Below are 20288 nucleotides of genomic sequence, written 5' to 3' on the forward strand. Positions count from 1 at the left end.
AAACAGAGTAAAAATATAATATCTGCTTATGAATAGGGTTTAACTGGAAACTAGCAAAGGTTGTATCTGGTGCAGGCTTATCGCAATATAGGCAGGCCTTAAAACCAAGCCAGATGTAATGAATACTGCAAATTTATCCAAACTCGCTTCCTCTTCACTGCTGCCACAACTGGCCCTGATTCTGATAACAGTGATCTGGGGTGGAACTTTCCTGACAGTCCAGTTTGCTCTGAATTATAGTTCACCAATGTTTTTTGTAGGCTGCCGGTTTGCAGCCGCAGCTTTGGCGGTGCTGCTGCTATCCTGGAGAATTATGCGGGGCCTTAATCTGCGAGAATTGTTAGCAGGCTTCCTAATTGGCTGCACCATTGCGATTGGATATGGTACGCAGACTATTGGTTTACAGACTATTAGTAGCAGTGAGTCAGCATTTCTTACAGCAGTCTATGTTCCGCTTGTTCCATTTTTACTCTGGATTATTTTTCGCAAAACACCACATATCATGACCTGGATAGGTGTCATTCTGGCCTTTAGCGGATTGGTACTCTTGACTGGTAATGGTTTTATGCAGATCTCTTTTAGTTTTGGGCAGGCACTCACTTTATTTGGTGCTATCGCCATTGCACTGGAAATTATCCTGATCGGCTATTTTGCAGGAAAGGTAGATTTGCGGCGGGTAACAGTTATTCAGCTGGTTTTTACTTCGGTGTTAAGTTTTATGAGTATGCCATTTCTGGGAGAGCAAAGTATTCCGGTATTTTCCTGGCAGCTTGCAGTAGCAGCTTTTGGTTTAGGAATAAGCAGTGCGATTATCCAACTGGTCATGAACTGGGCACAGCGTTATGTAGAGTCATCCCGTGCGGCAATTATCTATGCAGGAGAACCCATCTGGGCCAGCCTGTTTGGCCGGCTGGCAGGTGAGCGTCTGGCGCCATTAGCTTTAATAGGCGGTGCTCTGGTTGTTCTGAGTATTATCATAAGTGAATGGCGACCTAAATTTTTAGGTTCAAAAGATATAGAGCCTGTTACTGAAGATTTAAATACTTTAAATAATAAAAAAGCCTGATGTTTCAGGCTTTTGAAATTAATTTAAAATCATTCATACATGGCTTTATTTTCATTTAAACGTAATAAACCTTTAATAGCACGGTATACAATCCATAGCCATGCTAACCCGATTACTCCTACACAAAAACCTGAGGCAAGTAGCAGAACAGAGGCAAAAGCATCGGCATTATTATCTGTAAACAGCAAAAAGATAAAAGGAATAAAAGCCACAATATTCCAAATCAGATACCACCAGAATGTCCGAATCTGCCAAGTAAAATGACTTTCATAAATACTGCCGCGCATCTGGTCTTGTTTAACATAATTGATCACTAGCGCCACTACAGCCAGCAATCCAGCTGTGAAAATCGCCAGAATATAAAGAATATACAGACTGAAAGTCAGACTGCGTCTTGAGTCATTCATGACAGAACCAGAATTCATTTATTTTTCCTTTTTTAAGTATGAATTTGAATCAATAGGGATTCAAAGGAGAAATCAGCCATAAAACCAACAGGATATTTAGAACTATAGTAATCCAATATATTTTTCGAAAAGGTTGTTTTTGTGTTTTATGTCGCAGTTTCTGTTGGGCTAACCAGGCAGCAGGCCACCCTCCCAGAAAGGATAATATATGTAGAGTCTGCTCAGATATACGGCGCCGTCCAGCCTGTGCTGCTTCTTTATCCTGAGCATAAAACCAGTAAGTTGCTACATTCATGAGCATAGTAAATAATAAAAGCAGTCCATTTATAAGACCACTCGCAGTCACTATACCCAACATTATAAAATAGACTGCGATCAGAAGCTGAAAGGGCTGCAAAGCTTTTTTAGATTGTGAACGTGTCTGCTGCCGGGCTGGTTTTTTACGGGCCTGTGCAGCTGTGAGATAGGTCACCTGCTGAGCACGATAGCGGCCCTGTGCATCCAGAATAACCAGATATTCTAGTGCACAACCAATAATTGGCCGGGGTCCAGGTCGGGCAAAATCCTTTATATGTAAAAATACCCGTCCTTTATCAGGCTCATTGGGTTGAATGAATCCATAACCTTTTTCATCAAACCACTCTACCAGTCGCCCCTGATCACGCATCATTTGCCTTACTTCCCGATAAGTGCCAGACGATTTTGTAGCATATTACGCATTTCTAGCGGGTCTTTTTGCAAGATATCCTCTCCACCTCGCTGTTCCTGCGCATTCTTCTGTGCTACTTGCAGACGCATTAACCAGAAACGGCAGGCTGCCATGGCCAGATAAACCGGCAGACAGGCTTTTTCATCTTCTGTCAGCATACGCACAGTCTGATAATTTTCCAGATATGCTCGTACCCGTGTCTGATCAAGTTTCACCGCCGGATAATCGCTACAGAAATCATTAATCGTAATGGCAATATCAAACAGCAATTCATCATGGTTTAGTTCATAAAAGTCCAGAATTCCCTTTAAAGTGTCACCCTCGAATAAGGTATTGTCACGAAACAGATCGGAATGAATGAAGCCAAGCGGGCGCTGCGGGTATTTGGCCTGAAATACTTCAAACTGCTGAAATACACTATCCAGTAAAAGCTGGTCTTGTACATCCATGTCAGGTCTTAGTTCAGCAGCAACCTGACTCCAGTAACTATGATTACGGTAGCTCTGGCGCTCAAAATCAAAATCCTGTAAAGCGACATGCAATTTTGCCTGTGCTCTGGCAACCTCAGCTGTCTGGGCAGTATTGGCCGGTATAGGGTGCTCTCCTACCAGTCGTGGTGCAATCTGGGCAGGCTTTCCGGCAATCTGGCCAATTGCAGCTTTAGCCTGTTTTAAGGGCACCGCAACTGGCAAATGTGCATTGCCCAGATGCTCAAGTACTGGCACCAGTTCACCTGCCTGTGCTGCATTCATCTCTTCAAATACTGTAAGTACAAACTGCGAACCATCCTCGTTCACTAAAAAATAGTTTGTATTCTGAATACCGCCTTGAATTGGAATCAGTTCCTGAACCTTTAGTCCATAAGGTGCTGCGAAGGACTGAACTTCCTTTAAACTCAACGGCGTATAAACCGACATAGAAAACCTGCAAAAAAATATATCGAATTTGATAGAATACCTTCTCCCTCTATCAAGGTGTAGCATCTGCGGAGGTGAGTTTCATAATCGGCTGTTATAATTGGAAAAATTTATGCTCGCAAAACGTATTATCCCCTGCCTGGACGTTGATAATGGCCGAGTGGTAAAAGGCGTACAGTTTCTTGATATCCGCGATGCCGGTGATCCGGTTGAAGTCGCCCGCCGTTATAATGAACAGGGCGCCGATGAAATTACCTTCCTTGATATTACTGCAACCCATCATGGGCGGGATACGACTTATCGTACAGTCGAACGTATGGCCGAAAGTGTGTTTGTTCCCCTTACTGTTGGCGGCGGTGTGCGCAAAGTCGAAGATATCCGTTTATTGCTTAATGCCGGTGCAGACAAGGTCAGTATTAATTCTGCTGCCGTATTTAATCCTGAATTTGTTCAGGAAGCATCCCAGCGTTTTGGTGCACAATGTATTGTCGTTGCAATTGATGCCAAAAAAACCGGTGAAAATAAATGGGAAATTTTTACCCATGGGGGCCGTAAACCGACAGGTATTGATGCCATTGAATGGTCTGTCAAAATGGCAGAATACGGCGCAGGCGAGTTATTAATTACCAGTATGGATGCCGATGGGACTAAAGCCGGTTATGACCTGCAACTGATGCGTGCTATTAATAACCGGGTGAATGTACCAACTATCGCATCTGGTGGTGTGGGTGATCTTCAGCATCTGGCAGATGGCATTTTAAAAGGTGGAGCTGATGCAGTACTGGCCGCAAGTATTTTTCATTTTGGCCAGCACACTATTCCTGAAGCAAAACAGTATCTGGCAGAGCAAGGGATTGAAATGCGTCTTTAAACGCGAGTATTACTCAAAAAACCAACCTCTCAAAATCATCGTTTGAGAGGTTTTTTATTCACTCAACATTTCCTCAGGCAAAAAAATACCTTGCCTAAGCAAGGTATGGAAACTGCGTTTATACAACGCTAGAGGGTAAACGTGAATTTTGTCATTTTGAAAATTCTGTGCATTTCAAATGCTTGAATCAAAATAGCTATAAAATGAACAAAAATATTGACATTAAAAACAGATTTTATTGACAATTCACGACATGGACGACTGAAGTATTGTCGTGATTCGTCAAAATTTTGGTGCTTTATTGTCACACTTCGCATTTTTCACTAAGCAACTGATTCTTGTTGCTCCGCATCGGCTACAGGTGGTGTCACTAACTTTGGTTTTTGCTCAACCCACTTCGCAGGGAAAACCGATTCAATCGCTTGAGTCAGCGCTTTGGAAAGTGGCGCAGGTAGAGGTAAACCGAGTGGATTGGCTTCTTTTAAATCAGCAGATGAAACCACGCGTGTGCCCATGACATAATCAAACCATGGACGGGTCACACACCAATTCGCATCTTGATTTGAGTTCATGTGATGATCATAATGCCAGGGAATACGTTTTTTTGCCCATTCTGGCTCTAAATGAGAACGGCGATGCACATAATAATAATTACCTGCACAATACCAGAATGACAGCGCCATCCCTTTGGAGAATGGATAGGCTGCCGCACTCAACACGGTTGCAACCACAGCCAATGACATAATTTCATTACGTGTACGCCAACTGTCTAGACCTTCCACATAACAATCATCAGAAAAGTCTTGTTTACGGACTTCACGATGATGTGCCCAATGCGATTCCATCTGTTTTGGCGTTGGACTGAAACGTGGCTTGCCTTTACGGTGTACCCCATGCAATAGATATTTATGAGCAAACCATTCATATGCATTTACAACTGCCAAACCTGCAACAAAACCCTTCAACATGGTTTTCTCCAAATGTTTCCTTATTTTTTTAAAGATATAAATTTTTGTAGGCGAAGTATTGACGATACGATATATTTATATTGACAAAACACGACAGAATAAGGAGTAGACAGGATGTCCCAACTCAAGAACTATACAGGCTCTGTTTATGGCGGATTAGGGCATTTATTAAAGGCTTATTGCGAAACAAAAAATATTGAAATTCCTGAGCAATTACAACAAGTCCAAAATCTTGAACGTTTTGATTACGTCATTTGGCGTGACTTACTTGAAGATCTTAATCGTTTAAATCCCAAGACAGGTTTAGGCTTAGAAATTGCAGAGCACGTACAACCTAAACATTTAGGAATTATTGCTTATCTCGCACTGTCATGTGAAAACTTGGGCGAAGCATTGGCGCGTTATCATGATTTTCATCGCTTAATTTATGATGGTAGCCCTCTCGTCGTTGAATTTAACCCACCCTACGCATCAATCCGCTGGGAAGCTCCAGAACCCAACCCAACCCAATTAACAGATGAAATTGCAATTGCGCTGATGGTGCAATTCCATAAGTTATTTCTGTCAGGTGAAGATCTCAATCTACACGAAGTGCATTTTGTGAATACCGCACCGAAAAACATTATGGTTTATGAGCAGTATTTCCGTTGTAAAGTCCGTTTTGATCAGCCTAAAACTCAGCTACTTCTACCTGTTACCGAAGCCTTTAAGCCACTTCGAACAGGCGATCACACTTTACAGCAATTGTTGCTACAACAAGCTCAAGCTTTATTGGATAAGCTTCCCAATTCCACTCAACTCGATCAACGTCTACAACATGCAATTTTGACTGGATTACAAAAAAATCAATATCAAATCGATTTTATTGCAGAAAAATTAGGATTATCGGTAAGACAATTACAACGCCACTTACAACAGCAAAACACCACCTTTCAAGAACGTGTGCAACAAGTACGTTTTATGCTCGCAACGGAATATTTAAAAGATCCGCATTTGAGCCTACAAGAAATTGCCTTGCTACTTTGCTATTCGGAACAAAGTGCTTTTCAACGTGCATTTAAAATTTGGACTGGTTTAACTCCACAACAGTGGCGAAAGAACAATACCATTTATAGTTCTTAATCAAATTGATAAGGAAACGATGGTTTCTTAAAGCATTTTTTATAGAAATGGATTTTCGATTTCCTGTTCAGGTGGGCGCTGAATTTTCTCAGGGAGATTTTCCTGCTCCAGGGCTGTCACCACCTCATTCATAAAGGCCTGCAACTTTCTGGCAGCCTGTAAACCAACCTGATCTTTAGTGATCTGTAGGTTTCCATATAGACTGACACAATCGACCTGATTTTCCAGCGTCAGGTCATAGATTGCCGAAGACTCATTTCCATCCACAAAAGGCTTAAACATCTCGTTCCCTCATTGTTATTCTCTTTTCATCACAGTGAGCCAAACCCTGATAATTTTCAATAGGCCCTACATTATCTCAACAATTGTAAAAAATACTGCACCATCGCATCAACCAACTGCTTGATGAGGGCCTGCTTGGTTTCCTCATCAATCTGTGGCAACTTACTTTCAGCAGTCTGGGACTGTCCTGAAGCAAACTGCTTTTGTTGAGCCTGAATGCTGGCGGTATCGGCTTCTTCCGCACACTGGCTTTCCGCATCCCAACGCATATATTTAATGTCTTGGCTGGCTTTCACCTGAGCTGCGCTCAACGGTAACTGATAGATGTTGCGCTTCTGCTGCTCGGTCAGTTGTGGGAATAAATTAATGCCTAGCTTCTCTTCCAGATAACAGATACTGACCACTTTGACCTGCTGGGAATCATTATTGGGCGCATAGTAGGCACCACTAATGCCCTGCTTGGGCAGATAGACCGCCTTATACACGGCAGTTGGCACAATCACGCCCTGCCCAATGGTTTTGAGTCGTTTTCCCTCAAACACAGGCCCTGTAACAACATAAGCATCCCTATGCTGTTTGGTTACAATCGCACGCACGGCTTCCTCCAGCTTGCGCCAGACTTCCTGATTATTTTTAGGCGATTGCGGTACCATGTTTACCAGTGAGAAGCTGTCATACTGCGCCCCCCCACTGCTCATATCTCCATTCGGTGCCATGTGTCCACGGTCATAGCCTGAACCTCGATAATCAGAGAGCAAGGCCCGGTGGCGCTCTGCTACGCGACTCTCTTCATGAAAATTGTCTTCACGCTTGATTTTGGTACTGAGGCGCTGTGGATTTAAATATTCTGCAACCCAGAGTGGTGTTTTCGATACTCCTGAATACATGACATTAAACCCGTTAAAACAAAGCGGATAACTGTCTTTCTTCAGACTTTCCTTTACCAGATAGGGCGGCACTTCACGATAGAACTGGTTTAGGCAGGCCGCATTTGATGTCCCGGCTGTAAACAGCTGACCGATTTTTTCTTCACCGAAGGCTATGGCAAAACTTCCGGCCGCAAGCACACCTAACAACCCTTTAGACAGGCGGCTATTTAAAAATGGGGTCTTCGATCTACTCTTACTACGTGTCTTACGAGTGGCCATATCTTTGTATCAAAACAACGGTTTCCGGCAGCTTAACAAGCCCTCTATATGAAGTATATTGCATATACCTTTATTTGATTAAAGCGTCATCAAAATTGCATGAAAAAGTCCGTAAAAAACGTAACATTTTGTTCGCTTTATTAAAGGGTTTCTGAATACTCTTTTAAGTATTACGTATGTTTGATTGAAAAGAAAAAGTGCTTTATGAGAAGGTAATGATCTCCCGATTAAAACAAACACAAGTGTTCATGAGGAGTTTAATATGCGTTCTAAACTAATCGGCCTAGGCTTCATTACCGGAATGTGTAGTATAACAGCTTTCGCAGAACCTCCAGTACAACCTGGAGATACTCTGGAAAGCCTATCGAAAGTCCGGATTAATACTACAGTGAATGGACAGCCAGGTTCACTCAGTGAAATGATGGGTAATGGTCAATACCGTTCTTCATCCCAGTCTGCTATCTCGGACAGCAATACACTGGCACGTGATTCGTCCAGCACACGCAGCATGGGTAGCACTGGCAGTACTACAGGTATTAATACTAATAGCCGTACCACTGGTGTTGGTACTACAGGCGGAATGAGTGGCTCGATGGGTACAAACAGCATGGGCACTTATGGCGGTACTCCGAGCACAGGCACCTATAGTGGAACCAGCTCAGGTACTTCTTCCGGTACCACTACCGGCACCAGCTCGGGTTATAGCAACTCAGCTGGCACCAGCTCAGGCTATAGCGGTACAGGTGCGACCAGCAGTACGACCAGTAACGGCACTACAGGTACGAGTCGTATGGGAAGTGCAACTGGCAATAGCAGCATGAGCGGTACAGGCAGTATAGGCGGATCAACTGGTACGGGCAGTGGCACAGGTAGTTCAGGCTCAACCGGTAGTGGCAGTGGCGCCGGTCGTTAAGCCTTGTCTAGTCGTTCTATAAGATACATATTCAAGCTCAAAATTTTAACTACTCCTCCAGAGTAAAAAAACCAAGGCCTATGTGCCTTGGTTTTTTTATTCTTACTATTTTATTTAAGAGACTCAGATTTCAATCTGGCTGCCCAGTTCTACTACACGGTTAGTAGGTATTTTATAGAAGTCACTCACCGGGCTGGTATTACGTTGCATGGAAATAAACAGCTTTTCACGCCAAGGTGCCATACCGTCTCCAACTGTACTAATAATCCGTTCACGTGAGACAAAGAAACTAATCTGCATCAGGTTATATTCAAGCTCAAGTGCCTCATAGACTGCTTCCAGAGCATGAGGAATATTCATCTCATCCTTAAAACCATAGTACAGCTCAACCCGATAAAAATGTTGATTTAGTACCTCTACATGAAAGCGCTGTTCGTCAGGCATATAAGGTACATCCTGTATCTTGACTGTCAGAATAATATTTTTCTGATGCAAGACCTTATTATGCTTCATGTTATGCAGCATCGCATGTGGAACTACAGTAGGTGTACCGGTCAGGAAAACTGCTTCTCCTTCTACCCAGTTAGCCTGATCACCGATACTCTCGACAAATAGCTCCAGAGGCAAGGTATCCTGCTGTAATTTTGCAAAGGTCAGCTCACGCCCCTGTTTCCAGGTAATCAGCAGAAGAAAAGCAACTCCACCGATCAATAATGGCACCCATCCGCCCGAGAATACCTTTAGTGAGGTAGCACTGACCAGTACCAAGTCCAGTATCAGAAATGGAATGATCAGCAGCATCAGCTTTGGCATTTTCCATTTCCAGCTGTAACGGATAAATGCAGCAATCAGCAAAGTGTCACACAGCATGGTTAAAGTTACAGCCAGGCCATAGGCATTAGCGAGGCGCGAGCTGGTCTGGAAAATCAGGATTAAGACAATAATAGAAGCAAGCAGTACCCAATTGAGCAATGGCACATAAATCTGGCCCTGTTCTGAATCCGAGGTATGCTTAACAGTAAGGCGTGGTAAATAACCCAGCTGGATAGCCTGACGCGCCAATGAAAATACGCCTGAAATCACCGCCTGAGAAGCAATTACTGCAGCCATAGTGGCCAGAAAAATCATTGGATACAGCGCCCATTCCGGCACTAGCAGATAAAATGGATTTTCAATAGCATTCGGATTTCTCAGTAATAATGCGCCCTGTCCTGCATAATTAAGTACCAGACATGGCAAGACTACAAAAAACCAGGCCAGACGGATGGGTACAGGCCCAAAGTGTCCCATATCGGCATAGAGCGCCTCACCCCCTGTCACAGTAAGTACTACCGCTCCCATAATAAAAAAAGTCATGAGCGGATGGCTTACAATAAACTGAAATGCCCAGTGTGGGCTGAACATTCCTAGTACCACAGGTGTCTGAATAATACTGGAAATGCCCAATAAGCCGAGCGAGAAAAACCAGAGCAGGGTTAATGGACCAAAAAATTTGCCAACAAAAGCAGTACCATACTTTTGCATGATAAACAGGGTCGTCACGATGGTAATGGCGATTGGAACAATATACGGATCCAGAGCATCTGTTGCGATAGATAGACCCTCTACGGCAGATAGTACTGAAATCGCAGGTGTAATAATGCCATCACCAAAAAATAGTGAAGCCCCAATAAAACCAATAGCAATTAAAAGTAATTTTTTGCGGTCACTGAAACGGGTATTACGTAAATTCAATGCAAGAAGCGCCATGATGCCGCCCTCACCATTGTTGTCTGCACGCATTATAATAGCGATATATTTAATGGTAATGACCAGTGTCATTGTCCAGAAGATAATCGACAAAATACCTAATACATTAGCTGTACTGATTCCTAAACCATGAGCTGCATGGAATGATTCCTTAAGTGCATAAAGCGGACTGGTCCCAATATCCCCAAATACCACCCCTAATGCTGCCAAGGTAATCGCAGGCAATGCGGCTTTTTTTGCAGAACTTTGCATATTTTGTCTTCATAACAGATGCCATTTTTGCGCCATATTATCACCGAGTTATTTATTTTTCTTCAAATCAATTGTTTCAACTTGGCAGGCGCGGTTTTTTTAGTTATTATCGCACGCCTTGGTGAGGTGTCCGAGTGGCTGAAGGAGCACGCCTGGAAAGTGTGTATACGTTTACGCGTATCGAGGGTTCGAATCCCTCTCTCACCGCCATATTTTATTCTCATGATGATTCATGAGGTCTTAAAAAGCTTAAATCTAAAGGGTTTGGGCTTTTTTTATTGCCTTATGTTTTCCAGTTGACCCTATTGAACCTTAAATCAGTTGGGATATAACTGGGGGTATAATGATTAATTTATAAATCTAAAGAAGCTTGAATCAGTCAATAAAAAAATTTCTTATCATTGAGCTCAATGCCAAAAATTTATAAATTAAGAATAAAATAATCTCAAGCTTATCTAGTAATGCTTAAATATCTTTTAAACCTCCTTAAACTTCTTTTAATCTTTTAAAATTGAATTTATATCTCAACGTTCTATTTAAATATCGAAATCCTCATCACTGAATATTTATTAATCTAAAAACAGTATTTTAAATTTATATGACTAAAGTCTGCTGCTTTGTATTAACTTATAAATGGTACAAAAAATACTTGGAATGTACATAAATCTTAAAAGGAAAAATGATGAAAAAAACACTCTCCGCTCTGACTTTAAGCTTGGGCTTACTCTTGCCTTTTTCTGCTTTTGCCAAAAATAATGTTGTGGTTGTAGCGACTGGAGGAACCATTGCTGGTGCTGGTGCCAGCTCAACCAACAGTGCTACCTATACAGCGGCTAAGGTACCCGTTGATGACCTATTAAACGCAGTACCACAAATCCAGAATCTGGCTAATGTTACTGGAGTACAGGCTCTTCAGGTAGCTTCCGAGAGTATTACTGATAAAGAATTACTGACAATTGCCCGTAAAGTTAATGAGCTGGTTAAAAGACCTGATGTTAACGGTGTAGTGATTACGCATGGGACAGATACTCTAGAAGAAACTGCCTACTTTCTAAGCCTGACCGTGCATACTGATAAACCGATTGTAGTGGTAGGTTCTATGCGTCCACCTTCAGCGCTGTCTGCTGATGGGCCTTTAAACCTGTATAGTGCTGTTGCTCTGGCAGCCGCAGACAATGCAAGAAATAAAGGCGTATTCGTGCTCATGAATGATAATATTTTTGCAGCACGTGATGTCAGCAAGACAATTAACATCCATACCGATGCCTTTGCCAGCCAATGGGGACCGTTAGGTACACTGGTGGAAGGGAAACCTTACTGGTTTAGAAGCGTAGCCAAACGATTTAACAATACATCTGAATTTAATATCGAGAATATTAAGGGCGATGCTCTGCCGCTGGTCCAAATTGTTTACGGTTCTGGCAATATGTTGCCCGATGCCTATACCGCATATGCTCGAGCAGGCGCAAAGGCAATTATTCATGCGGGTACAGGCAATGGCTCGGTAGCCAAAAATATTGTACCTACCCTGACTGAGCTCCAACAGCGTGGTATACAGATTATTCGTTCATCTCGTGTACCCCAAGGTTTTGTATTAAGAAATGCCGAACAGCCAGATGATAAATATAACTGGGTGGTTGCACATGATTTAAATCCGCAAAAAGCCAAATTGCTGACTGCACTTGCACTCACTCAGACCAGAGATGCTAAAGAAATTCAGCGTATGTTCTGGGAATATTAATTTTTAAATATTAATTAAAGAAGGTATCTTCCGATACCTTCTTGATGCTCGGAAAGCATTAAACTTAGACAAAATTCATTTGTTCATTTTTTCGCTTGTGAAAATCAGGTGTTTTTCGGTAGAATCTACGCCACAGTGCCGGCATAGCTCAGTTGGTAGAGCAACTGACTTGTAATCAGTAGGTCCACAGTTCGAATCCGTGTGCCGGCACCATTTCTCTTCTACTCTTCTTTTCTCGATTTATTCAGCTTTTATTGCACTAATCTGTACATAGCGAATTAATCTATCAGCGTAAAGCTGGGCGCAAAGTTTGGCTGTCATCTGGATTTTATAATAATCTGTATTTTTTATGGTGGATTGTCCAGAGTTACGTAGTTTTGCCACGTATTTGGAAAAGCCCTGCAAAACTTCTGAAGATATATCTTGGATCATTATTTGCTCATAACCATAATTTTCTAGCAAATTTACCATTTCAGTTTGAGTTTTTAAGTCTTTAAGTTTGAGATCAGCTGCTTTGACCAATAACTGGTATTTACTTTTTTGCCAGAGGCCTGCCTGTTGCCAGTCATCTGACAACATCAAATAATGGAATCCTAGATGACCATGCTGCTTTAAATGGCCAGTTACACTATTCAGAAAATGGCTTAGTGCATGATGGTAAGCAGCATCAATACAAAGAACGACATCAAACTGCTGAGTAAATTGTATTAGTTTTAAGGCAAGAAAAGACTGGTTATAAATCGCTTTTAAGGCTGGCAGATGATATTGACCAATCTTTTTGACACAGTTTTGCTGTAATTCTACAGCTTCTATATATTGAACCTGGTACTGATTTTGCCAATGCAGCAGACTCGCTCCCTGGCCGCAGCCCAGATCTAATACAGCATCCTGAGCCTTAAGCTGTACTGCCTGTGCTAACCGGTCAGCCAGCTGCTGGCAGGCCTGAGGATAATTTTCCTCAGCTTGCCAGTAACCTAGGTTGGTCCAGGCCAACTCTACCGAGTCACCCAACTGTGCTGCATCAATAGCATATTTATGCTGGGGTAAATACTGGCAGAAAATCTGGGCCCATTTCATGAGATTTTTAATAACCAAGTTGCGGTGCGATCTCCACTTTAGGTTCTAAACCTAAAAATGGCAAAGGTGCATCAAAGATCTTGGCAATATGAATAGCCGAAGTGACAGCAGACTCCAGGATCGGCAGACCATCACATGACCATGAACCACAGTAGAATACCTTACGGTTCGGCTGTAAATGCCGTTGCTGGACTTCTTTGTTTAATGCCACAGTTTTGGAATCAACTACTGCCCGAGTCAACGTTACACTGGAAATCACTTTTTTCGGATCAATTTCAGTAACCGGGCGCCATGTCTGAAATACCGGAGACTTACCGACCAAACTTGGCTCAACTGCATTAAGCCAGACGGTAAACTGTTGTCGGGTAAAATGGCGGTCCATCATATAACTCAGTACACACCAGTCTTTACGGCGCGGCGGCATCACTGAGCTATCTGTATGTATTACCAGTTCTCCCTGCTCAAACTTAAACTGTTTGAGAAGCTCAATATCATCCGCAAATTGTTGCGGATTCATGAACTCTTCAAGTTTAGTGGTCGGTGTTGCAACTACTACCCGGTCAAAGACCGACTGCTCACCATCCTGTTTTTCCAACAGAACTTTTTCGCCCTGTTCTTCCACCTTACAGATTGGAGAGCCACTCTGAATACGAATACCTTCGATCAATTTATCTACCAATGCAGGTGTTCCGCCTTGCATACGGATCAGGGCATCTCCATCAGTCAATTGACGCAGAAAAATTAGTAACGGTTTGACAGGCCAGTCTCCGATTGTTTTCGGATTACAGGTACAGATGGTATAGAGTACCGGCATTACTGCACCATGCCAGAATACTTCTTCAATATCATGCTGGTTAATGAACTCAGCCAGTGTAATGTCCTGATTTTTAGACTTGAAGAACTGATGAATTGCTGTTTTTAGCTGCAGCATACCCTTAACCAGACGCCAGCCATACTGCTTGATGCCCTTGCGGTTATTAATAATGGGAATATTACCAATGCGGGTACGTGAAGTTGTGAGCCAGGTTTCAGTACGGTCTTCAAATAACCAGCTACAGGCCATATAGGTACGTACCGGAAAAGTTTTAATGCCCAGGTAACTGGCCAGACTCAGTGTATTCTTCCATAAATAGGGATTCATAACCCGTAGCGGGGCATCAATCAGCCCCCCCTCAAACTCTAGACTATGACTGTCCATACCTCGGCCCGGGAGTGCCTCGAAAATAGTAATTTCATGCCCTGCATCTTTCAGAATTCTTGCGGTAGCAAGCCCAGCCATGCCACTACCGATTACTGCAATATCCAAAGTTATTATCCGTCAGTTAACCGTTTTCCAGATTATGTACCAACGCTCTTAGAAACGCCGTATTAAAAAATGCCAGAATTCTAAATTGTCTATCTCAAGTATTAAGCAAACTGGAGGATAAATTCATCTAACTAAACAATTCGGCCTAATAATTAAAAAAATATAACCCATTAATAAATAATATTTTTATAAGACGAATTCCCACTGAAATAGAAGAAATAAACTTAAAAAGCTTCTTTCAGGATTAAAAAAATTAAGTACAAATTTCTGTATATATAATGTTAATTTCAGTATTTACATAAAGGTCAACTGGCTCGATGGTCAGATCTTGCTATAGTTCATTTTCACAAAATAATTCGGGTATAGAATTGCGCTATACCCGATCATGTAAGAACTTTATATTCAAGAAAATTCCCGCCTAACTGAACTTAAACAAAAGAAGCTTTCAGAGCTGGAAACAGTGATCGTGTAAACTGATCCGTACTCCATAGCCCTACCGGGGTATGATGCATATGAGGTGCCAGATAAGGAAGTAACATATTCATACGCTTCTGGAAATCAGTTTCAGCCTGATAGGACTTCTTCAAAAAGGTCAGTTCAAAATCGACTATATCTTCTGGACGGTCCTGATTCTGGTTCTTCTGCTCATGCTTTCTTGCCCAACCACGCAAGCTGGTAGTTGAAGTACTTTGTGGACCCTGAATCCAGTCATAAATCATCTGTTTTTCAGGATAGCTAAATACACCGAACATTTTACCGCGGTCATCATCAATCAATTTCCAAAAACGACTTTCCTGTACATCTTCCCCCGGCTTGATCCAGTTTTTACGGATGAGGGCATCCAAGAAGGCCACTGTACTCTCATCATCCTGTAACCAGTCATTAATCTGCCGGTTTTCTATACGGCATTTATCACCATGAATAAAACGACCCACTTTGGCTTTCTTGACCAGAATTTTTTCTACATTACTGCGCAGATCAAGATTTTTAACTACCGCAGTGGAACCTATACCTACATCATTTAAGTAATAGCCAATTTTTACACGGCGCAAAAATTCTTCTTTATCCTGATAGCGCTGGGCAACTTTAAGTACACCTTCTAGGGCTTTCTGGGCATGACCATTATCAAAGTTATCAATCGTGATATGCAAATTAAAATAATGTGAGTCAATACCAAGTTCTTTTAACTCATAATTACTGATGAGTAAATGTAAGGGAAGCTGCTCATATCCCATGTTAAATCCTAACACTTCTGGAATATATTCAGCAGGTGCATAGGCTAAAGCCAATTGCACCGCGGCTTGGATATAATGTTCATCGTTCAAAAGATTTTCAAAATCGTTAAGTTCAAGCTGATCCAGTAATTGCTGATAGAGGCAGACATGGTTGAGTGAAGAAGATCCGCCTCCCAGCTCATCCAGGTAAATCGAGATCGCTTCATTGTAAACAGGATTTTGCCAGTATTTGCACAAGCTATAGAGCCAAGAACCATCAACCATTTTGGTCGGGCCAATCTTGACCAGAAATTCTAGAGCTTCACCGACGTTTTTAAAATATTCACGGGTACCATTTTGCCTCCTTCGTTCCAGATAGCTCTGAAAAGATTCACATGCCTGAATATTTTTATTGTTGAGCCATGCCCCTAAATCTTCTAAATTTTGTGGAAACTCCTTTTCTTCAAGTGTAATTGTATCAATAAAACGCTCTAAATAAATTTCGGCGAATTTTTCCTTTTCAGCCGTATCCCGCTCAGGTTCAGAAAAAAATTTTACTGTTTCTTTATGAGATAAGGCCGGGCTTTTCTTCTGGGTCAGCTTTCTCACTGGCTGCGTTGTTGTGGTAACCATATTTCATTATCTCTTTTTTTAATCCACTCCTGTTAGGAAATAGCATTCCCCTCTTCTTTTAAATAAAGTTTGTGTTATCTCTGGTTAAGAACACGTAAAAATAAAGTTGTGTTTTAATAAATTACTTTTATTTTCAAAAAACTAAAGACTATAAACTCTACTTTTATTTACATTTTAATATTTTGAAACACCTGAGATATTATTGTAGAAGTTTTTCATTAAATTTATTAATTCTAATATTCCCACAAATAACAATAAACCAAAAATATAGATTAATTTATTGATTTATATAAATAATTTAATAAATCTCAAATGCAGAAATTTTATTTCTATTAATCATGCATGATTATATTTTTAAAGGAATGACCACCTTAAGTTTTAACTTTTAATTTAATGTGTAAGGATTGTGTATGTTGGATATATTTTTATACAACTGTTTATATAGCGATATGTAAATATTATAGAAATACAGAGAAACAATTATACTTAAGTCTTTATTTTTATTTATTTTATATTAGAAAACCCTATTTAACTTTTATATTCAAAAAGTATTAAGTATGTAAGTTGCTAATTCAATTTTGCCCATTTTCTGTTTTTATCTACCGACATCGCAATAAATTTAAAAAGCATTGCTCTAGAACTAAACCTAATAAGACAAGGGAGCTTCTAAATGTTTTATGTCTGTTGCAAGCACTTGGCAGATCTAGGCTTAAAAGTTGCGTTCATCGGAAGTGCAACAGCAGGTTATCTGGCTTATCAGTTTTCACTTAACCCGCATTCGGGTGAAGTTTTAATTGGCAGTTTGGTCTGTTATGACTTAAAAGTTAAAGAAAAAATCTTAAATATTCCTAAAGACCTGATTGAAGAGTATACGCCTGAGTCTCAGGAAGTTACTCATTATCTGGCTGAGCATGGTCATCATTTCTTTGATGCCGACATTATTGTGGCTTGTACAGGTCTGGTGAAACCTGGTGGTTCGGAAACACCGGAAAAACCTGTCGGGACCTTTTTCTATTCTATTTACTATAACGGCAAGCTTCATGATTTCAGATTCTATGCAGAGGGTGCGCCTGAAGAAAAGTTGCATAAAGTCCTGAATCAGGCTTGCCGTGAATTAAATCAGCTGATTCAACCTGAATAAAGGTTGTCTTTGAAGTTTGTAGTACACACACCTAAAACAATAGAGGCATGGTATGACGAATCAACATTATTCTAAAAGTGAGCTGGCAGGCGCCGACACACCAGATAAAGAAAACGATAACCTCAAGACTTTTGACTTAAATAGTGCACGAAGTGATGCTACGGGTCATGCACTGACGACCAATCAGGGTTTAAAAATTGCAGATAACCAGAATACGCTAAGAGCAGGTTCGCGTGGCTCTGCCCTGCTTGAAGATTTTATCATGCGGGAAAAAATTACCCACTTTGACCATGAGCGTATTCCGGAGCGGATTGTACATGCCCGTGGTTTTGGTGCACATGGCGTATTTCAGGCTTATGAAGGAAATGAACGGTTTACCAAGGCGGCCTTCCTGACTAATACCCAAATTACCACACCTATGTTTGTACGCTTCTCGACTGTACAGGGCTCACGCGGTTCACCAGATATTCCACGTGATGTTCGCGGTTTTGCCATGAAATTTTATACCACTGAGGGAAATTATGACCTGGTGGGTAACAATATGCCGGTCTTCTTTATTCAAGACGGGATAAAGTTTCCAGATGTCGTACATGCTGTTAAACCCGAACCACACAATGATATCCCTCAGGCAGCTTCAGCACATGATACTTTCTGGGACTTTGTTTCACTTACACCAGAGACAGCGCATCATGTAATCTGGCTAATGTCTGATCGTGCAATTCCACGAAGTTTCCGCGGCATTCAGGGTTTCGGGGTGAACACTTTCCGCCTGATCAATGCTGAAGGTAAATCTCACTTTGTGAAATTCCACTGGACCCCGATGCAAGGTGTATTCTCGGTACTCTGGGATGAAGCACAAAAAATCAATGGTAAAGACCTTGATTTTAACCGCCGTGAACTGTGGGATGCTATTGAAAGCGGTTTATATCCGGAATGGGAACTCGGTGTTCAGCTCATTCCTGAAGAGGATGAGCATAAGTTTGATTTTGATATTCTGGATGCCACCAAATTAATACCAGAAGAGCTGGTCCCTGTAACTCCAATTGGTAAAATTACACTAAACCGTAATGTAGATAATTTCTTTGCAGAAACTGAACAGGTAGCTTTCTGTCCGGCACATGTTGTACCGGGTATTGATTTTAGTAATGACCCGTTACTACAGGCACGACTGTTCTCTTATACAGATACCCAGTTAATACGCCTTGGGGGTCCAAACTTCCATCAGATTCCAATTAACCGTGCCGTTTGTCCTTTCCATAATAATCAGCGTGATGGTTATCATCAGCGGATTGTGCATCAAGGTCAGGCAAACTATGAACCTAATTCGATTGATAACAACTGGCCACGTGAAACTCCACCTGCACCAAGTGGCGGTGGTTTTGAAAGCTACTATGAACGTGTAGATGCACATAAGGTACGTGAGCGTAGTGAGTCTTTTAATGATCACTTTAGTCAGGCACGTCTATTTTATGTTAGCCAGACTCCACATGAGCAACAGCATATTAAAGATGCTTATGTATTTGAGCTTACCAAAGTTAAACGTGCTTATATCCGTGAACGTATCGTCAATGAAATGCTCAGCTATATCGACGATGACTTGGCGAGCTATGTTGCACAGAAGCTTTCACTTCCTATGCCACCAAAACGCGAGCTAGCAACTGTTACTCCGTCAAAACGCCTGAGTCAGGAGGCCTTCCCGCCACTTGATATTCGTGCACGCCGTCTGGCCCTGCTGGTACAAGATGGCTTCAGCATGCAGGAATTTGAAACTATTCAGGACTGGGCAATCAAGGAAGGCGTTATCCTTGAATGTATCAGTGATCATAGCGGTTTCGTGACTTCTGATACAAACGCGACTTTACCGCTCAAAGGAAACTATCAGTCAGAACCTTCGATTTTCTATGATGCAACTGTAGTACTTGGTGGTACCAAGGAAGTTGTACCAGATCAGGAAGGCTATCTGATGCATTATATTATGGAAACCTATAAGCATCTGAAACCACTGGTCTTCCTGAACGGGAATGAAAGATTAATTACTACCATGCCTCTTATTGAACCTGATGAAGGTGTAATTACTATGCCGAACTTTACAGCTGTTCAAGAACAGCTGAAAACTGCACTGCTCAAACATCGCGTCTGGGCTCGTGAAATGCAAGCCAAAAAGATTCCGGCATAATTTTCTAAACTGTAATAATAAATAATAATAGGAAAAGCACTAAAGTGCTTTTCCTATTTTTTTTAATAAAGCAAAACTCATCTAGATAATCTTTAAATCTTATTTATATGTAACCAATGTAATATTAAATTAATTTAAGATTAACCTAAAACATAACAACTTCCTATTTTAATTACCTAATTCTATATTCTTATTTATTTTAAATAATTCATTTTAATTATTCAGCAACATGCTTAAACACTTCATAACCTGGCAGAGTAAAACTTGAAGTGCGACATAAACCACCTAATTAATTTAAAGGGTTTATGGAGTATATAAAATTGTCATACCATCATCTTAACTTTGAAGATCGTACTGCATTAATGCTTGAGTCAAGAAAAGAAGGCTTTTCAGCCAGAAAATTTGCTGAACTCATTAAAAGACATCCTAGTACGATCTATCGTGAGCTTAAAAGAAATAGCATCAATGACGTTTATCAAGCTCGATATGCTTCTGATAACACCTTCGCTAGACGTAGACGTGGTCACAGAAAACTCAAAATCGATTCAATCCTCTGGAAATTTATTGTTGAAGCGATCCGTTGTTTATGGTCTCCT

General features: G+C 41.3%; 18 protein-coding genes and 2 tRNA genes. 10 read left to right on the plus strand and 10 right to left on the minus strand.

Features of this window, described 5'->3' with window-relative positions; genetic code table 11:
- The first annotated feature begins 118 nt into the window (after window positions 1-118).
- On the plus strand, window positions 119-1066 hold the full coding sequence (locus tag N518_RS0101045; protein ID WP_026443911.1) for a DMT family transporter: 948 nt from the start codon (window positions 119-121) through the stop codon (window positions 1064-1066).
- 29 nt (window positions 1067-1095) lie between these two features.
- On the opposite strand, the gene N518_RS0101050 is transcribed toward N518_RS0101045, so the two are convergent.
- The 3 genes from N518_RS0101050 to N518_RS0101060 are packed head-to-tail and all read right to left on the minus strand — an operon-like array spanning window position 1096 to window position 3099.
- A complete protein-coding gene (locus tag N518_RS0101050) occupies window positions 1096-1491 on the minus strand; it encodes a DUF4870 family protein (RefSeq protein ID WP_005407278.1) in 396 nt (131 codons plus the stop codon).
- Between the two features lie 31 nt (window positions 1492-1522).
- Window positions 1523-2140, minus strand: coding sequence for a DUF1294 domain-containing protein (locus tag N518_RS0101055; protein WP_026443912.1), 618 nt, complete (start codon window positions 2138-2140; stop codon window positions 1523-1525).
- 8 nt (window positions 2141-2148) lie between these two features.
- Complete coding sequence (locus N518_RS0101060) at window positions 2149-3099, minus strand: homoserine kinase (protein WP_026443913.1); 951 nt, start codon at window positions 3097-3099, stop codon at window positions 2149-2151.
- Between the two features lie 112 nt (window positions 3100-3211).
- On the opposite strand from N518_RS0101060, the gene hisF reads away from it, so the two are divergent.
- Window positions 3212-3970, plus strand: coding sequence for an imidazole glycerol phosphate synthase subunit HisF (hisF, locus tag N518_RS0101065; protein ID WP_026443914.1), 759 nt, complete (start codon window positions 3212-3214; stop codon window positions 3968-3970).
- Window positions 3971-4293: 323 nt separating this feature from the next.
- On the opposite strand, the gene N518_RS0101070 is transcribed toward hisF, so the two are convergent.
- On the minus strand, window positions 4294-4938 hold the full coding sequence (locus tag N518_RS0101070; protein WP_004797727.1) for a sterol desaturase family protein: 645 nt from the start codon (window positions 4936-4938) through the stop codon (window positions 4294-4296).
- Window positions 4939-5052: 114 nt separating this feature from the next.
- Here N518_RS0101070 and N518_RS0101075 point away from each other — a divergent pair, with 114 nt between their 5' ends.
- Entirely contained in the window at window positions 5053-6060 is a 1008-nt protein-coding gene (locus N518_RS0101075) for an AraC family transcriptional regulator (protein WP_026443915.1), read from the plus strand.
- A gap of 39 nt (window positions 6061-6099) precedes the next feature.
- Here the strand turns inward: N518_RS0101075 and N518_RS0101080 are convergent, their stop codons facing one another.
- Together N518_RS0101080 and N518_RS0101085 are read right to left on the minus strand one after the other, a co-directional pair.
- The gene (locus N518_RS0101080) at window positions 6100-6342 is read right to left on the minus strand and encodes a hypothetical protein (RefSeq protein WP_005156717.1); all 243 of its coding nucleotides are present in this window, start codon (window positions 6340-6342) and stop codon (window positions 6100-6102) included.
- A gap of 71 nt (window positions 6343-6413) precedes the next feature.
- Window positions 6414-7490, minus strand: a complete 1077-nt coding sequence (locus tag N518_RS0101085; protein WP_026443916.1) for a DNA/RNA non-specific endonuclease — start codon at window positions 7488-7490, stop codon at window positions 6414-6416.
- Window positions 7491-7752: 262 nt separating this feature from the next.
- Between N518_RS0101085 and N518_RS17510 the strand changes: the two genes are divergently transcribed.
- Window positions 7753-8403, plus strand: a complete 651-nt coding sequence (locus tag N518_RS17510) for a hypothetical protein (protein ID WP_005024142.1) — start codon at window positions 7753-7755, stop codon at window positions 8401-8403.
- Window positions 8404-8526: 123 nt separating this feature from the next.
- Here the strand turns inward: N518_RS17510 and N518_RS0101095 are convergent, their stop codons facing one another.
- The gene (locus N518_RS0101095; RefSeq protein WP_026443917.1) at window positions 8527-10404 is read right to left on the minus strand and encodes a potassium transporter Kup; all 1878 of its coding nucleotides are present in this window, start codon (window positions 10402-10404) and stop codon (window positions 8527-8529) included.
- Window positions 10405-10524: 120 nt separating this feature from the next.
- Here N518_RS0101095 and N518_RS0101100 point away from each other — a divergent pair.
- From N518_RS0101100 to N518_RS0101110, 3 genes are all read left to right on the plus strand, one after another.
- Window positions 10525-10614: transfer RNA gene (locus N518_RS0101100), tRNA-Ser, on the plus strand.
- A gap of 472 nt (window positions 10615-11086) precedes the next feature.
- Complete coding sequence (locus N518_RS0101105; protein ID WP_005024138.1) at window positions 11087-12145, plus strand: type II asparaginase; 1059 nt, start codon at window positions 11087-11089, stop codon at window positions 12143-12145.
- 137 nt (window positions 12146-12282) lie between these two features.
- A tRNA-Thr gene (locus N518_RS0101110) sits at window positions 12283-12358 on the plus strand.
- A 27-nt stretch (window positions 12359-12385) separates the two neighbouring features.
- Here N518_RS0101110 and N518_RS0101115 read toward each other — a convergent pair.
- The 3 genes from N518_RS0101115 to N518_RS0101125 all read right to left on the minus strand — a co-directional run bounded on the left by N518_RS0101115 (window position 12386) and on the right by N518_RS0101125 (window position 16375).
- Entirely contained in the window at window positions 12386-13222 is an 837-nt protein-coding gene (locus tag N518_RS0101115; RefSeq protein WP_010699884.1) for an SAM-dependent methyltransferase, read from the minus strand.
- Window positions 13223-13229: 7 nt separating this feature from the next.
- A complete protein-coding gene (locus N518_RS0101120) occupies window positions 13230-14528 on the minus strand; it encodes an FAD-dependent oxidoreductase (RefSeq protein ID WP_005024134.1) in 1299 nt (432 codons plus the stop codon).
- A 428-nt stretch (window positions 14529-14956) separates the two neighbouring features.
- Window positions 14957-16375: an iron-containing redox enzyme family protein gene (locus N518_RS0101125; RefSeq protein WP_005405281.1), complete on the minus strand. Its 1419-nt coding sequence runs from the start codon at window positions 16373-16375 to the stop codon at window positions 14957-14959.
- A 670-nt stretch (window positions 16376-17045) separates the two neighbouring features.
- Here N518_RS0101125 and N518_RS0101130 point away from each other — a divergent pair.
- The 3 genes from N518_RS0101130 to N518_RS16645 form a co-directional block, all read left to right on the plus strand.
- Window positions 17046-17516, plus strand: a complete 471-nt coding sequence (locus tag N518_RS0101130) for a CinA family protein (RefSeq protein ID WP_005405282.1) — start codon at window positions 17046-17048, stop codon at window positions 17514-17516.
- A gap of 52 nt (window positions 17517-17568) precedes the next feature.
- On the plus strand, window positions 17569-19692 hold the full coding sequence (gene katE / locus N518_RS0101135; RefSeq protein WP_005024128.1) for a catalase HPII: 2124 nt from the start codon (window positions 17569-17571) through the stop codon (window positions 19690-19692).
- 362 nt (window positions 19693-20054) lie between these two features.
- On the plus strand, window positions 20055-20288 hold a 234-nt coding region (locus N518_RS16645; protein WP_202852379.1), incomplete at its 3' end, for a helix-turn-helix domain-containing protein.

The sequence above is a fragment of the Acinetobacter sp. UNC436CL71CviS28 genome (genome assembly GCF_000620525.1).
Lineage (GTDB): Bacteria > Pseudomonadota > Gammaproteobacteria > Pseudomonadales > Moraxellaceae > Acinetobacter > Acinetobacter radioresistens.

Coding starts and splice junctions, on each gene's coding strand:
- N518_RS0101045 (WP_026443911.1), top strand. CDS start 119: ATGAATACTGCAAATTTATCCAAACTCGCTTCCTCTTCACTGCTGCCA.
- N518_RS0101050 (WP_005407278.1), bottom strand. CDS start 1,491: ATGAATTCTGGTTCTGTCATGAATGACTCAAGACGCAGTCTGACTTTC.
- N518_RS0101055 (WP_026443912.1), bottom strand. CDS start 2,140: ATGCGTGATCAGGGGCGACTGGTAGAGTGGTTTGATGAAAAAGGTTAT.
- N518_RS0101060 (WP_026443913.1), bottom strand. CDS start 3,099: ATGTCGGTTTATACGCCGTTGAGTTTAAAGGAAGTTCAGTCCTTCGCA.
- hisF (WP_026443914.1), top strand. CDS start 3,212: ATGCTCGCAAAACGTATTATCCCCTGCCTGGACGTTGATAATGGCCGA.
- N518_RS0101070 (WP_004797727.1), bottom strand. CDS start 4,938: ATGTTGAAGGGTTTTGTTGCAGGTTTGGCAGTTGTAAATGCATATGAA.
- N518_RS0101075 (WP_026443915.1), top strand. CDS start 5,053: ATGTCCCAACTCAAGAACTATACAGGCTCTGTTTATGGCGGATTAGGG.
- N518_RS0101080 (WP_005156717.1), bottom strand. CDS start 6,342: ATGTTTAAGCCTTTTGTGGATGGAAATGAGTCTTCGGCAATCTATGAC.
- N518_RS0101085 (WP_026443916.1), bottom strand. CDS start 7,490: ATGGCCACTCGTAAGACACGTAGTAAGAGTAGATCGAAGACCCCATTT.
- N518_RS17510 (WP_005024142.1), top strand. CDS start 7,753: ATGCGTTCTAAACTAATCGGCCTAGGCTTCATTACCGGAATGTGTAGT.
- N518_RS0101095 (WP_026443917.1), bottom strand. CDS start 10,404: ATGCAAAGTTCTGCAAAAAAAGCCGCATTGCCTGCGATTACCTTGGCA.
- N518_RS0101105 (WP_005024138.1), top strand. CDS start 11,087: ATGAAAAAAACACTCTCCGCTCTGACTTTAAGCTTGGGCTTACTCTTG.
- N518_RS0101115 (WP_010699884.1), bottom strand. CDS start 13,222: ATGAAATGGGCCCAGATTTTCTGCCAGTATTTACCCCAGCATAAATAT.
- N518_RS0101125 (WP_005405281.1), bottom strand. CDS start 16,375: ATGGTTACCACAACAACGCAGCCAGTGAGAAAGCTGACCCAGAAGAAA.
- N518_RS0101130 (WP_005405282.1), top strand. CDS start 17,046: ATGTTTTATGTCTGTTGCAAGCACTTGGCAGATCTAGGCTTAAAAGTT.
- katE (WP_005024128.1), top strand. CDS start 17,569: ATGACGAATCAACATTATTCTAAAAGTGAGCTGGCAGGCGCCGACACA.